The organism is Clostridium sp. LIBA-8553, from assembly GCF_057782465.1.
The window spans coordinates 3427829-3444403 of record NZ_CM173489.1; the positions used below are offsets into that span (position 1 = coordinate 3427829).

13 protein-coding genes are annotated in these 16575 nt (G+C 28.2%); all 13 read right to left on the reverse strand.

Translation table 11 applies throughout. The features are described 5' to 3' along the window. Complete coding sequence (locus tag AC2JAQ_RS15585) at positions 1-1488, reverse strand: N-6 DNA methylase (RefSeq protein WP_488457192.1); 1488 nt, start codon at positions 1486-1488, stop codon at positions 1-3. Positions 1489-1618: 130 nt separating this feature from the next. Continuing rightward, positions 1619-3775: a YhgE/Pip family protein gene (locus AC2JAQ_RS15590; RefSeq protein ID WP_488457193.1), complete on the reverse strand. Its 2157-nt coding sequence runs from the start codon at positions 3773-3775 to the stop codon at positions 1619-1621. Between the two features lie 22 nt (positions 3776-3797). Continuing rightward, positions 3798-5963 (reverse strand): YhgE/Pip family protein, encoded by a 2166-nt coding sequence (locus AC2JAQ_RS15595; RefSeq protein ID WP_488457194.1) that lies wholly within the window; start codon positions 5961-5963, stop codon positions 3798-3800. Between the two features lie 339 nt (positions 5964-6302). Next, positions 6303-6641, reverse strand: a complete 339-nt coding sequence (locus AC2JAQ_RS15600) for a zinc ribbon domain-containing protein YjdM (protein ID WP_488457195.1) — start codon at positions 6639-6641, stop codon at positions 6303-6305. A 312-nt stretch (positions 6642-6953) separates the two neighbouring features. Beyond that, complete coding sequence (locus tag AC2JAQ_RS15605) at positions 6954-7985, reverse strand: TRM11 family SAM-dependent methyltransferase (RefSeq protein WP_488457196.1); 1032 nt, start codon at positions 7983-7985, stop codon at positions 6954-6956. Positions 7986-8119: 134 nt separating this feature from the next. After that, on the reverse strand, positions 8120-9559 hold the full coding sequence (locus AC2JAQ_RS15610) for a potassium/proton antiporter (RefSeq protein WP_488457197.1): 1440 nt from the start codon (positions 9557-9559) through the stop codon (positions 8120-8122). Positions 9560-9785: 226 nt separating this feature from the next. Then, positions 9786-10148: a phage holin family protein gene (locus AC2JAQ_RS15615; RefSeq protein WP_488457198.1), complete on the reverse strand. Its 363-nt coding sequence runs from the start codon at positions 10146-10148 to the stop codon at positions 9786-9788. A gap of 412 nt (positions 10149-10560) precedes the next feature. Beyond that, complete coding sequence (locus AC2JAQ_RS15620; RefSeq protein ID WP_488457199.1) at positions 10561-11850, reverse strand: cation:proton antiporter; 1290 nt, start codon at positions 11848-11850, stop codon at positions 10561-10563. Between the two features lie 325 nt (positions 11851-12175). Next, complete coding sequence (locus AC2JAQ_RS15625; RefSeq protein ID WP_488457200.1) at positions 12176-12670, reverse strand: NAD(+) diphosphatase; 495 nt, start codon at positions 12668-12670, stop codon at positions 12176-12178. A 157-nt stretch (positions 12671-12827) separates the two neighbouring features. Then, positions 12828-14267 carry an FAD-dependent oxidoreductase gene (locus AC2JAQ_RS15630; protein WP_488457201.1) on the reverse strand — a complete coding sequence of 480 codons (1440 nt, stop codon included), beginning with the start codon at positions 14265-14267 and terminating at the stop codon, positions 12828-12830. Positions 14268-14578: 311 nt separating this feature from the next. Then, a complete protein-coding gene (rlmH, locus tag AC2JAQ_RS15635; RefSeq protein ID WP_488457202.1) occupies positions 14579-15058 on the reverse strand; it encodes a 23S rRNA (pseudouridine(1915)-N(3))-methyltransferase RlmH in 480 nt (159 codons plus the stop codon). Positions 15059-15235: 177 nt separating this feature from the next. Beyond that, entirely contained in the window at positions 15236-15607 is a 372-nt protein-coding gene (locus tag AC2JAQ_RS15640) for an HsmA family protein (protein ID WP_488457203.1), read from the reverse strand. A 310-nt stretch (positions 15608-15917) separates the two neighbouring features. After that, entirely contained in the window at positions 15918-16559 is a 642-nt protein-coding gene (locus AC2JAQ_RS15645) for a lactate utilization protein (protein WP_488457204.1), read from the reverse strand. Positions 16560-16575 lie beyond the last annotated feature (16 nt).

Consider the following 16575-nt stretch of genomic DNA (forward strand, 5'->3'; position numbering starts at 1 on the left):
CTAAGTGACTTTAACTAAATATTTTTTAAATTCTAAAATAAGTGCCTTAGACTTTTCTGATATTTGGGCAACATGATTAACTATTTCATCTATGGCATCTAACTCTTCTTCTATATTAGAGTTTTTTTGTCTAAGCTTGTACGCTTTTTTTGCTAAATATATAAGCTTGTTTTTTTTATCTTTAGTAAAATTTAAAAGCGGTATCCTAGATACATAGCCTGAAGTTATCATGTTGCCTCTTATTAATACCCCTCTGACAAGATAAGTTACTAGAGATGAATTTAAGTAGGCTAATAACCACCAAACATCCTCCGATTCACATATTATATTAGGATTAACTCCAAAAGTAGCTTCTTTTGGCAATATACAAGCATTAAAAGAAACACCCATAGATGAACATGTTATTCCACCCTTATATAACATTTCTTTATTTCTAACATTAAAATTCGAAACTCTTTTTTCTATTTCTAAAAAATCTTCATGAAGATATATCTCTCTATCTGTATAAAACTTATCCTTTCCTGGATTTTTGTAAAAAGGAATATTAAATTCATTTTCCTTGTATTTAGATAAATATTCTCTATCATTTCCTGTAGAAATTCCGGTTACACACCTAAATTTTTCTCCTAATCTAGTATTATTAAATAATTTTCTTATATCATTAGGACACTCTATTATAAACTCTAAATTATCCTTTTGGTTATGCAGTATAATTTCATCTAAGCTATAGTGTCTTTCTTTTTCTTCTTTTTCAGTATCTTTCATTAATAATTCCTTAAACTCTTCCAAGGATTTTGACCTATTGTTTACAATAATATCTTTTTGATACTTAGTTCCCTTTCTTAAAATCAGTATGCTTGTCCTGACATCAGCCCCCTGTGTATAAAAAAGCTCTCTAGGACACATAGTTATTTCTTGTATAGAACATTCCTTAATTATCTTCTTTCTAAGTCCTTTATGATTTTTTGCTGTAAAAAAAGAATCATTAGTAATAATACCAATAACGGCGCCTTCTTTTGCTTTGTCTATTATTGCCGCAATAAACATGCTATACATGTTATGTACTCCGACCTCATCAAAGTACTCTCTTAACTTATCTTTATTATCCCTTATGAAGTTTACTTCATGACAATTATATGGTGGATTAGCAATATAATAATCATAATCCCATTCATCTTTATATTTATTAAGACAATAGTACTTAATAAAGTTCTCCTTTTTAAATTCACATCTATAATATTTCTTATATTTTATTAAATCCATGCCAATTGTTTTTATTCCTAAATCACTAAAATAATCTGTTAGTTCTTCCTTTCCACAACATGGATCAAATAATGTTTTTCCTTGATTGTTTACTTCCATAATCCTTTTTCCTATATATCTTGCAACAAATGCTGGTGTAGTATAATATCCTATTTCTCTAACATCAATAATATCTTTATACTCTATACCAACTTGCTTATATAAGCATTTTTCTTTTCTCCCCATAAAAAAACCTCTTGTTAACAATAAATGTTTTCCTTGTTTTATTTTACCATATATTCCTTGTTAATTATAATTTACTGAGATTTTTTTAAAACAAAAAAAGAGTAAAGATTAACTCTTTACTCTTTTCACTCTATAATCCTGATTCTCTAAATTTGTGATCTACAAATTCAGTTATTTTGTGGAATGGCTTTTTAAGAACACATAAAACAAGGAATATTAATAAGAATATACCCAATGCTTTCATATCTTTTGCCACTGTATCCCATATTGGACCTGCTATAGCTTCCCTAAATCCATCTATAGCATAAGTAAATGGCCATAATGGCTGTAGCACTCCAAATATTTTAGGATTTGTTTGTATTGGATAAATACCACCAGCCCCTGCTACTTGGAATACCATTATAACTACGGCTATTGCCTTACCTATATTTCCAAACAGTGATACCAGTGTAAATATTATAACTGTAAACACTATGGAACTAATTATAGCGAAACCAAACATTAATGGCACATTTACTGGATGTATTCCTAATATGAACATATCTCCTAAAACAATTATTACTGATTGAATTAATGATATTACTAGGAATAATAACATCTTACCAAAGTGTTTTTGAAGAATATTAAGCTTTGTTCCGTCCTCAAAATCTTCACATTCAGCTGTTAATAACGATGTAAGTAATAATGAACCAACCCAAATCGCTAAAGTAGTATAGAAAGGTGTAAGACCTACTCCAAATATTCCTGCATCATATACATCTTCCTGTTTAACAGATATAGGAGCTGATATAAATGAAGCTATTTCCTCAGGATTCTTACTCATAATATCAATTATATTATTTAAATTTTCCTCTGTTAAATCCGAAGTTTTTTCTATTAATTGACTTATTGCATCTTGGAATTCGCTAAGTTTACTCGTTATTTGATCAGCTTGTTGGCTAGCAACATCACTACTAGCAATTCCAAATGTAGCTAAGGCATTTAATTGAGGAACAACAATTTTTGTTGTCTCTAATACTGAATTTGCAGTATTTAATCCACCCTTTAATGAATCTCCTATAATATTTAAAGCCGGCATACCATTGCTATAAAAACTATTTGAAACATTCACTAAAGATGAGCTTATTTCATTGCTTACAGTTGAAATTGAATCTATTGCTTTAGCTATGTTTTCTTTACTCTCATTATTTGATAAAGCTGTTTTTAAAGCAACTAATTGTTCTCTTTCACTTGCTACTAAATCTTTTGTTTTATTTAATTTATTTATTAAATTGCTTATTGCATCATTTGGTTTCACTGCATTAATTTTTTCTAATGATTCTATATTACTAGTTATAACTTTATTTAATGAATCTGTTAATTTAACTAATTTATCTACAGTCTCAATCATTTTTGAATTATCCATAGATGTGCTTAATTCCTTAAGCTTTGTAAGTAAGCTTTGTAACTCTTGATTCATTGATTGCATTGTTATAACGTCGCTACTAAAACTATTTGAAACCGAACTAACTGTTTGTTGAGTTGATGTTATTAAACTCTTACTTGCCTCAACAGTATTTTGTAAGTTATTTATTTGCTCAGTTACCTTTGGTAAATCACTTTTAACATTAGATAAGTAAGTACTTAAATTCTTTGAATCACCATTAGCTTTTTGAACAAAGTCTTGAATCTCTTTTAAGCTACTATTGGCACTTTCTAAAGTATCTCTTATCTGTAATATTTCTGGTTTATTACTCTCTAGTTTTCCACCTAATTGATTTAAAAGGTTGAAAGCTTCTTTGTTTACTGTATCGACGAAGTTAGATTTTATTTCTTTCGTAACTTCATCCTTAGCAACATCTGTTATTTTGTTTGCTATGGCATTTGTCTTCTCATTTACCTTATATATTATATCTGGTTTCTGAGGATTTCCTGTAGTTAAACTTGTTAATCCCTCTGAAAAGTTTGAAGGTATCTCAATCATTGCATAGTACTTACCTTCATTTAATCCATAATTTCCTTGCCAACTATCTACAAACTGCCATCCTATAGCATTATTTTTTTTAAGTTCATCTATTATATCATTACCTACATTTACCTCTTTACCATTTACCACAGCGCCCTTGTCATTATTGACAACGGCAACTGGTAAATTTCCTGTATTAACATAAGGATCCCAACATGCTTTAATGTTAATCCATGCGTAAAGAGATGGTATTATACATAACCCAATGACTACTGCTAAAGCCGCTGGATTTTTTCTTGTATTTCTTAAATCTCTTCTAAAGATTTTAAAAATTTTCTTCATATTTCACCTCTTAAAATACAGCTTATTCTGCTATTCCAGATTTCTCAAAACTCTCTTCAAACTTTCTAACTTTAGCATTTAAAGGTCCTTTTAACAGATATCCTAAAAGTATAAATGCTAAGCCCATTAAAGCTAAGACAATAAAATCTAAGATTACAGTACTTACTAAAGGTCCAGCTATAGCTTCTCTATATCCTGATATAGCATAGGTAAATGGGAATGCTGGTTGAATTATTCTAAAGAATAATGGGTCAACTTGTATAGGATATGATCCACCACTTCCTGCTAATTGTAAAACCATAAGTATAATAGCTAAGGCTTTACCTAAGTTTCCGAATACTGACATAAGAGTAAATACGATTATAGTAAATATAGCTGATGCAAACATTGATATAAATATTAATAATGCTGTATTAACTGTTTGAACTCCTAAAAGGAATTTATCTCCAAAAGCTACTATAAATCCTTGTATTATTCCTAAACTTACGAAGGTTAACATCTTTCCAAAATGTTTTTCTCTTAAATTAATATTCTCACTACCTTCAAATTTGGCTGATTCTGTTTTTAATAGAGATATTAATATTAATGAACCAACCCATAGTGCTAGAACTGAATATATAGGTGCCATCCCTGATCCATAGTTTGCAACTTTATATATTGCATCAACTTTTATATTGAATGGGTTCGCAATAAACTCTCCCATAAACGCTGGATTGCTTTGAAGAATGCTTACTATTTTTCCTAGTTCATCATCGCTAACATTTTGAAGCTTAGAACTTAACTCACTTATAACCCCTGAAAATTCATCTAAACTATCTTTAAGCTTCTCTGATGTTGAATTTGCAAGTTGAGCTCCTTGGTTTGCTGTGCTTAATAAATTATTTATTTGATCAACTAATCCATTAGCTTTATTTAATAAATCTGATGCTCCTTGAGTAGCCTTAACGAGTCCATCTGCCATTGTGTTTAAAGCTGGTCTTGTATCATTATCAAATCTATTTATTGCATTGCTTACTTGGCCCTCTATTTGCTTAGTTAAATCATTTATTGAACTAACTAATCCTTTATCTACCTCTTGACCGTTATTAACTTTATTTTGTAAGTCATTAAGCTTATTTTTTTCTTCACTTAATGAAGTTTGCACTCCTTTTAATGAAGTTATCATATTAGATATCTTATCATTAGTATTTGTTTTATTAACAGCCTCTAAGAAGTTAATTACAGCTGTAACACTATTATCAACTTTGTTAATTTCACTAATAGCTCTATTTATTGCAGCACTGGCCTTAGCAGAACCAGCATCACTTGCCATTGATGATAGCTCATCTAAACTATTTTGAACCTTATCTAAGGAAGTTTTTGATTCTGTTAAATTTAATCTAATGTTATCAAAGGTATTATTTAAGGACTCTTTAGAACTATTTATTAAATTACCTGTATTCTCTGCCCCTTGTGATATATTGTTTAAACCACTTGTTATTGAAGGCATTGTTTGCTGCACTTGTTGTAAATATGTGCTTAAGTTTGATGAGTTACTATTTATATTGTTAAGCATATTTTTAATAGAACTCATATTTTTATCTATAGCTATTATAGAATTTTTCAATTTAATTATATTTTCTTTATTTTGATCAATGTTATATCCTACTCCATTTAATGAAGAAAATACAGTCTCGTTAACCGTTGTTATAAAATTAGATGTTATCTCATTTACAAGAGTGCTCTCTGCAACTTCAGTTATTTTTCCAGCAACAGGATTTGCTTTTGTGTTAACTTTATATATTATTTCTGGTTTTTTTGGACTTTCAGACATAATACTAGTTAAATCCTCTGAGAAATCATCTGGAATTTCTATCATTGCATAATAAGTACCATCTATTAGTCCCATATCTGCCTGGTTAGTATTAACAAATTTCCACCCAATATTATGATTATTTTTTAATTCATCAATGACCTCATCTCCTATATTCATTTCTTTGCCATTGAATGAAGCTCCCTTATCATTATTTACTACAGCTATTGGAACTGTACTTGTATTTTCATAAGGATCCCAACATGCTGCTATATTTATCCATGCATAAAGTGATGGTATAAAGCATACCCCACCTATTATTAAAAGTGCTATTGGATTTTTTATTATTGCTTTAAGATCTCTCTTAAACACTTTTAAAATATTACTCCACTTCATTTACACACCTCCATTTAATAAAGTTAAACTAAACACAATCCCTATGTTCTATCTTAAATTACAAATTTAAAGAGAGTCTTTTAAACTCTTAATTACTATAGTATCAAAAATTAGTTTACAAATAAACCTTTTTAAAGTGATTTTATTGATTTTTATTAATATATCGTTTTCAAATTATAGTATTTTAATTAATTTAACCAATCACTATGTTATATATAAATACAATTTAATTGATTCTTTTTCTTAAATATTATTTATTATAAAAAAAATACTTAAATACTAACTATAACCTAAATAAAAAAAAGGAACATAATCTTATTATGTTCCTTTTTTTATTAATTATATTTTTTTAACAAACTCTGATTTTAAGCTCATAGCTCCAAATCCATCTATTTTACAGTCTATGTTATGATCACCTTCAACTAGACGTATGTTTTTAACTTTTGTACCCTTCTTTAAAGCTGATGAAGCACCTTTTACTTTAAGGTCCTTTATTATAGTTACAGTATCTCCATCTTGAAGTATGTTTCCGTTTGAGTCTTTAACTACTAATACATCCTCATCTGCGTTTTCAGTTCCTGGAGTCCACTCATAAGCACACTCTGGGCAAATTAAAAGAGTTCCATCTTCATAAGTGTATTCAGAATTACATTTAGGGCAATTTGGTAATTTATCCATTCTACATCTCCTCCGTTCATTAGTTAAATTCTCCTTAGTATAAACAAGCATAAACCTTTTATACATATAGGGATTTACTTATAGGCTTATATAATATCATAGTCTAGCAATAATGACAAATCTTAAGCTTTAATAAGATAAATTACCCCAATCTCTCTATACCTTTATAATTGATGAAATACACCTTAATTTTTAAATTTAAGAGTCTAATATTACACTTCCATCTGAATAAAATACTAACTATTTCTTCTTTCTTAACTTGAATATCTTAATTTTAATAAAAAAGAATTGTCTTAGACAATTCTCTTTTTACTAAGCCTTAACAGCCACTATTAAATTTCTATTTATTGATTGATCTACTCTATGTAAATAGTTATTATATGGTGCTTCATCAAGAACCTTAAATCCATTCTCCTCTAAAACTACTGCTACATCATCATATTTCATAGTAAATTCATTATATGATAAAACAAGACTTCCTTTAGTCTTTAAAGCATTGTGCCATGCTGGAATTGCTTCCTTTAAAAGACCTAAAGGACTTCTCTCCATAAGAGAATCTTTATCATTTTTGCTTCCATGCTGCACTCCATAAGGTAAGTCAGATATTATAATATCACATGATTTTTTCTTAATAAGAAGATCTGCTTTTCTAGTATCTGAGTTAAACAATTGAAATGACTGAACATCTCCTGAGTTAAAAGCATCCTTCTCTGAGGCTGCAGTTAAAGTAAATACATTAGCAATCTTTTTACCTCTAGCATCAGATTGTTTTGATTTCTGTGTTTTATGCTTATATTTTCCTTCTTTTAAGAATCTAACAATATATGTTTGAATCTCTTGAGCCCATTGCTCATTTATCTCAATTCCTTTAACATCAAACCCTCTTATAAAACCTTCATACAAGGTTGTCCCTTTGCCGCACATAGGGTCAAATAAAGTTATCTTTTTACTTCCAGTTTTACATGCACTTAAAGCAAGGTTTACCATAAGTCTAGTAAATTGCTCATTAGTCTTCCCATTATATTTTAATATTTGAACCATACTCTCTGGGAATGTATGAAAATCAGGTACAATAATAGGTCTTAATAGATTTCCTTCTACTATTTCAAATAAAGCATAATAAATTGATGAAAAACCTAATGCTTTAAAATCTTCTTCCTTAAGCTCTCTATTTGTACTAAAACATATTGAAGCTGGGAGCCCTAAGTCACCTTCTTCAATCTCATTAATCTCCATATCATAAGCTTCTGAAATTGCTTCTAATTCTGAGACTGCAATCTTAAGTGCTGTATCAAAATAGATACGATTATGTCCCGGATTTGCAAGTATCGCATATCTGCTCATATAAAAACATCCTCATTTCTTCTTATCTTGTACTTCTATTTTTTTATCCCTAATATTATAACATCACATAGGTTAAATATTAATATAAAAAAGGATGATTAATCATCCCTTTCTATATAGTAATAAATTTTATCTTATTTTATTTCATCTAAAAATTTGTTCATAATCTCACTATTTTCACTTGTTAAAACCAATGTGTCACTAGGTTCAATAATGGTAAATCCTTTTGGAATAACAACCTTATTTCCTCTTTTTATCATAACAATCAAAATTTCATCTGGAATTTCTGAATCCATTATAGCTTTATTTACAATCTTATTGTTCTCTCCAACTTTGACCTCAAATATATAATCTTTTATCTTATTTCTAAGCTTCTCTTTATTTTCATCTTCATCCTCTTCATGGCATATTAAATCTAACTTCTTTGCAAACCAAGGTATTAATGTTCCCTGAATTGCTACTGAGAATAATGCAATAAAGAATATAATATGAAAAATATCATTTTCAATTGCCGAAGTCCTAGTTATTGCATATATAGCAAAAACTAATGAAGCTGCTCCTCTAAGCCCAACCCAAGATATGAATACTTGCTCTTTTATTGGAACCTTAAACCAACTTAATATTGCAAATACAGCTATCGGCCTTCCTACTAATATTAAAAATATTGAAATAGCTATTCCTTCAAATGCAACACTTGGAAGTTGTGATGGAAATGCTAAAAGTCCTAACATGAAAAATAACATTATTTGCATTATCCATGATAGTCCATCAAAGAACTGATTTAAACTATTCTTGTGAGGTATTTTAGAGTTTCCCATTACTATACCAGCAATAAATACACTTAAGTATCCATTTCCACCTAAAAATTCGCTAATTGAATAAGCCAAAATAGCTACTGTTACAGTGAATATAGGATATAGTCCCTCAATTTCAAATTCCACTTTTCTTAATATAAAAACTGCAAGCTTTGATAAAAGTAAACCAACTACTACCCCAAAAACTATTTGTTTAAATATCATACCAACAAGTCCAACGCCTATTGATTCATTGCTGGTAATAAAAATTAACATAACACTTGTTAGCATATATGCAGTTGGATCGTTACTTCCACTTTCAAACTCTACTAGTGTATCAATATTATTTTTTAACTTTAAGTTTCTTGAACGCAAAATGGACATAACTGAAGCTGCATCTGTAGAAGCAACAATACAGCCTAATAATAATCCTTCAAATATGCTTGTTTTCAATACAAAGTGACAAAATAAACCTGTAAGTCCTGCTGTTATTACAACTCCTATAGTAGACAGCATAATTGCAGGTACAGATACAGCCTTTGCCTTTTTCCACTTAGTACAAAATCCACCATAAAACATTATAAATACCAAGGCTATTGATGATAAAGAATAGGTAATATTATAGTTATCAAAATATATTCCACCAATACCATCAGATCCAAATAGCATTCCTATTATAATAAATACTAAAAGTACAGGCACGCCCCATTTATAAAAAATCTTACTAGATATTATACATATAAGTAGTACTAGCCCACTTAGTATCATTAAATCTACCATAATAAAGTACCCCCTTAAATTTATTTGCAAATACTTTTTTTATTTTTTCTCGCCTTTTAAATTTGATTCCCCCAATTATATTTTTTATATTAAAGTATAATTTTTAAGATTTTATGTGCTTAATTATAAAATCTTAAAAACAAAAAAACTGCTGTTAACTTGGTTAACAGCAATTAATAAATTATAATTTTTAATAATCTCAATTTTGTTATATAAATATTCAAAATTACATAACTTTAGTAGGAATTATTGCATCTATAATACCGATAACTACGGCAGCTAATAATGCACCTATGATAGATACACTCATGCTTGGAACTAAGAATTGTGTTACGTATATTATTATTGCAGCAATTATAAATCCTTTTATTCCTTTACCAAAAGGTGATGCATCAACACCCATAAATAGTTCTACTAAATAATCTAGCACTGATATTATAACAGCAGCTATTAAAAATGGCCAAAATCCTTTTATTGAAAAACCTGGAGTTACAAATGATGTTACTAATAAAACTATTGCAACTAAAATGAATCTTCCTATCCATTTTAATATGCTACCTTCACCTTTTTTATTATTTTCGTTTCCCATAAGATTTCCTCCTTTGATAAAATTATGTTTTTTACAAAACACTTTTTAAATTATTATTTTAACTTAATCCATAAAGTTATATCTAATTTCCAAGTATTGATTGAATAATTAGATATTAATTGTAAAATAAGTAATACATGTTTATGTGATTACTTATTTTATTTACACTTATATGTTGACCACTATATGAAATAATATTCTCTATAATATTTTTTTGTTTTTCAGCTAATGGTCACGAAATACAAAATCAATGGTCAAAAAATATCTTTAATAATATGATTAAAGAACATAAAATTAATGAAAGTAATATAGATGCAAAGAAGATTGGATTATAAAATAAAAAAGATATAAAAGTAGCTTTAAACCTCTACTTTTATATCTAGTTATTATATACTTATTATATACTTATTTCCTAGGTATTTAAATTTTTTGTATTAACCTTTTCTTTTACTTCAATTTCTCCAGACATTTTAAATGCTTGTTTAGCTAAAAACACTGCTATAATCTCATTTATAACCGCTGCCGCTGCAATAGTTCCTTGTATCATCATAGCGTATTCTGGCTCAAATGGTAATAATGCCTCGACTGCAATTCCTGTAAATATAAGAGATACTCCTGAGTGAGGTAAAAGAGATAAACCCAAATATTTACATACTTTATCATCAGCTTTTACTAACTTACCACCTGTATAAGAACCTACTATCTTACCGATTCCACGAGATACTATATATATCACAGTAAGCAATCCAGCACCAAATATTAAATTATAATCTAATGGTGCTCCTAAATTTATTACCATTACAACTAAACCTATGCCTATTATAGGATTAAAAAGCTCCATTATCTCATTTAATCTTTCTTTTTCAACTTTATTTACAATAATAGCGAAGAAAGATATACCAGACAGTAATAAGTTTATTGATAGTATATTATCATTTACATATCTTCCAATAATAACTGTAATGCCTATAAGAAATGCGAGCTTCAATAAAACTTCTAACTTAGAACTTTTATCAGGTAAAATTTTATTTTTTGCTTCATCTGAGTCATCTACTTCTTTAGATTTTTTACTTTGTAATATTTTAGCTCCTATAATACCTGTAAATGCTCCAATACCTAATGGCAATATTATCATCATTAATATAGAAATAATATTTACCGATTCTCCGGTCATACTTCCTGAAACTACACCTATAACTAAGAAGAATACAATTAGTGCTAACACATCATCTAATGCCGCAAGAGGTATTAAGGTCTTTGAAACTGGCCCCTTAGCATTATACTCCTTAACTATTGACAAAGATGGTGCTGGTGCTGTTGCTAACGCAATTGCTCCAAATATTAAAGCTATAGATATTGGAATATCCGCAAATATTAAAAACGCCACTGTAACAACTACAAACGCTGTCATACCTTCAAAAAAGCATATAGTCAATATTTGTTTTCCTGACTTCTTAAGCTCTTCTAATATTAACTCAGCACCAATTAACATACCTACTAAAACTTCTCCAACATTACTTATAATATGAAACCAACCTGCATCCATTATGCTACTATTCATCCAATTTAGTGCATGTGGACCTATTACCATACCAGTTAATAACCAACCAAGTATAGATGGTAAATTAAGCTTTGAAACTAATTTTCCAACAATTAATGCTATAACTGTAAATATTGATAGCAATATGATTCCTTTAATCATTTAAATAACCTCCCCTATATTTTTCAATACCCTTAAATAATATTTATATTATTATTCTTATGTGGTAATACCTCTATTCTTATATTTTTATTTACTTATAACATCAACTAAACATTAATAATGTATTAATAATATGTTACTTTTGAATCTTATTATTTTTTATGGAATTTTATATACCATTTTTTTACATTTTATTTTATATAATATTGAAAAAAATATCTTTTTAAGGATTTTTATTTAATATAAAAAAGCTTATATCTTTAATTAATAAAGATATAAGCTTCTAATTAATATAACTTAATTTATTTGATTGATGTTTATAAAATTATATGTAATTCATTTTTTTAAAAGCATATATTAAAAATTCTTCTGCTAAACTTTCACTTTTAATATTCTCTAATGCATCTTTAAAAGTAAACCATTGTGCCTTATCAATTTCCTCATTAACTCTACTTAAATCTTCACTATCTACTGTACAAATGAAATTACACATTAGTGTGTTAGTTTTTTCAAAATACCTACTCTTCATGTATTGATAATCTTTAACATTAAGACCTGTTTCTTCTTTTATTTCTCTCACTAAAGTCTGTTCTGCATCTTCACCTTTATTTATATATCCTGCTACAAGTATATTATCCACTCGTCCATACTGTTGTATAAGTAATACTTTATTTTTATCAGGATTTAAAATAATTGCACTTATGGCTGAGCTAAAGGTAGGAAAATGAAACATTTCACATTTACTGCAATATGGAATTTCTCCTTCATTGTTACATTGCTTATTTATTAACTTAGTTCCACATTGAAAACAATAACTCATATTATTACTCCTTTTACATCTATATGGTCTATAAATTATAATACTATATTGCCATTTAGTTATAAAGTGAATAGAAAAAAGAACCTTATCCTTATAGACTAGGTTCTCCTTTATTATTTTCACTCTAGTATTAACTCATTTAAATATCTAATTACATTTAATCATCTATAATGTCTTTAGTTGCTGGACTTCCTATTAATCGTCCTTTATAATCAAATCTTGATCCATGACATGGACAATCCCAGGTTAATTCATCTTTATTCCAACTTAGTTGACACCCTAAATGAGCACATTTTGTTGATACAATAAATTCTTTTCCCTCATTATCTTTATAAACACCGACCTTCTCTCCATTATATTCAACAATTCCAGCCTCACCATTCTTAATATGTTCTATATCACTACTTGGAATATATATTTTTTGTGCAATAAAGTTCTTAGCTGTTGTGATTAAATCATTAGCGATATTATTTATTGATGACGATAACTCAAATCTTTTTGGAGAAAATATTTCTGAAAAATCATTTTCTTTTTCTAATATCATATCTGATATTATCATAGCTGACACCATAGAACTTGTCATTCCCCATTTATTGAATCCTGTGGCAACATATATATTAGGTGTTTCATCAGAATATTTACCTATGTAAGGTATTCCATCCACAGTCATACAGTCCTGAGCTGACCAATGATACTTTTCTTTTGACTTTGGATATAATTCTTTTGCAACCCTTCTTAGTTCATCATAGCTTCCACCTTCTTCATTTTCTCCTGTTCTTTGCTTTATACCCCCTAATAATAATAAATTTTTGTAAGTTCTAAAGGAGTATCCACTTTTATCAACATCTATATACATACCATCAATATCTTTTACATTTTCCAAAGCTATAACATAGGATCTTTCTTGATGCATTTTCATAAAATAATATCCAGGTGCATTCATTATTGGATAATGTGTTGCTACTACTATATTGTTTGCGGTTATATCTCCCCTATTTGTAACTACTAAATTTTCTTTAATTTCTAAGGCTCTAGTATTTTCATAGATAACTAAATCCTTTGAAATATCTTTTAAAAATTTAAGTGGATTAAACTGTGCCTGATTATTAAATTTAACAGCTCCATTAATTTCAAAAGGAAGATTAGCCTTTTCTACAAACTCTACATTAATACCAAGCTTACTAGCCGCCTCTACCTCATCTCTAAGACTATCTATTTCATCTCGAGAATAGACATATGCTGACTTCTCTTCAAAGTCACAGTCTATCTCTCCTTCTTCAATAATTTCTTTATATTTTTTTATAGCAAGTTCATTTGCTCTTGCATATTGACTAGCCATTTCCTCTCCAAATTCTGATATTAACTTATTGTAGATTAAATCATGTTGAGATGTTATCTTTGCAGTAGTGTTTTTCGTATTTCCACTTGCTATTTCAGCTGCATCAATTAAAATTACATCTCTACCATTTTGTTTTAACATATATGCCGTTAATATTCCTGCTATTCCAGCGCCAATAATTAAAGTATCAGTTTTTAAATCTTTATTTAAACCATTTCTTTTTCTAAATTTACAACTTTCACTCCATACCGATTTCACAAAATCACCTCAATTTTAGTATTCTATTTTTAAAATTATATACATAAGATATATTTTGCAAACTTTCACAAATATATGTAAAAATTTATAAATAAATGTGTGTTAATTACTAGAGGAAATAGTAGCATTGGTAGATCAGACTCATTGGATTTTTCAAAAGAAACCTATAATTTATTTATTAAATAATTGATTTACTTTTATTTCATTACGCCTATAAATAGTTATATTCTTATAATCCATTACTATCTTCATAATTCTTGTCCAATTTACTTATAAACTATCTTATAATTTCTATAACAAAACCGTATCACTTACTTGTGATACGGTTCATTCTTCATTATTCTAAAAGCTCTATAGATTTGCTCTAAAAGCATGACTCTAAATAATTGATGTGGAAATGTCATTTTAGAAAAGCATAGTTTATAATCTGCTCTTTTTATTACTTCCTGTGATAATCCAAGACTTCCACCTATTACAAAAGTAATGTTTGAATTACCCATTACTCCACAATTCTCTATATATTTTGAGAACCTCTCAGAAGTTATTTCATTTCCTTTTAAGTCCATTGCAATAACATGCATATTATCTTTTATCTTTGAAAGTATTAACTTACCTTCTTTTTCTTTTATTTGAAGTTCTTCTTTTTCAGATGCATTATCTGGTGTTTTCTCATCTGGAAGTTCTATTATTTCTAATTTACAATATCTACTTAATCTCTTTGAATACTCATCAATAGCTTGTTTTAAGTATTTTTCTTTTAACTTCCCTACTGAAATAACTGTTATATTCATATTTTCTCCTCCTAGGCATTACTACAAATAATATTACCATAAAACTTTGAACTATTCTAAAAATAAAAGGCCATGCAAACTTAATATTTTGCATAACCTTAGTCTTATTTCTATATAATAAATAAATTCAAATTAAATAAAAAAGAGAGTAAAAACTCCCTTTTGAAAAATTCAATTCTATAGCATATGCATTGCAGCTCCAGTAAAGAAAGGTATTAACCAAATTACCCAAACCACTATACTAAATTTGTGGAACTTAGTCATCATATTTCTATCTTTCTTAATAAGGACTATAGTAGCCCAAACAGCATGTACTAACATTAATATTAAAGCTGCTGCTCCAGTAATTGTGTGGAAACTTAAATTTATTCCACCAGCTATTTTTTCCATCGCTCCAGTTCCTGTAGTATCACATATTAAACCTAAATAGAAAAATGCTAAATGCCATGGTTTTAAAGTTTTTTGTATTTTCTCAGACCAAACACCTATACTATAAAATAATAGTGCTAAATTCATAAATACGATTGCTATAATTAATTCTTTTGACATTACTTTTATCCCCTTTTCTGAACTATGTTCATATTATAATACTATTATATTATACTTACAATTCATAAATATTAATTTCTTAATAAAAAGGCCTTATTTATTTTTTAAATTTAATAATTGCAAAGCAATACATTTAATAATAATTATCTATAAATTATCATTATTTATTAAATTTAGATTTATAATAAAAAAAGTAAGAACACTTTAAAATGTTCTTACTTTTTCTGAAATTAAACTATATATTAAACTAGTGTTGATTTTTAGCTAGATATGGCTAAAAATCAACATTTATCTAAAATAACGCCTAAAATTAATATCCTAATTCCTCGTTTAAGAATATTACATGTATTCTATCTTGATTACTTTGGCTTCTTATTAAAGTGTATTCTCTACATATTTTTTCTGGACTCTTACAATCCATACAAAATCCTACCTTAGCACAAGGTGTTTTCTTATCTAATCTCTTAGCATTAGCAGGTGCCGAAATCATTCTATTTCTTTTTATTGCTTCATCTAAATCTCCCACAATTTTATTATATCCAACCACAATTATAACTTTATCTGGACCATAAAGCATTGCTGCTACTCTATTTCCATTACCGTCAACGTTGTATATCTCTCCATTCTCAGTGATTGCATTTGCACTTGTAAAAAAAACATCAGCTGAGAAAGTTTCTCTAAATATTTTTTTAGTATCTTCCGGTTTTAATCCCTCTTTGTATCTATCTAAAAATTTATATCTTCCACTTCTAAGGTATTCTATAACTCCAGCTTCAAATAGTGACATAGAACCTCCACAAGCTACTACATCGCCTGCCTTAGTTAACTCCTCAATCTTGTTTATAAGTTCTTCTTTTGAATTAACTAGATATCCGTTCATTCTATTGACTTCTAAAGCTTTTATAACTTTATTAATTCTACATTCTCTTAGCCATAACATATTCTTATCCATAATATAACCACCTTTA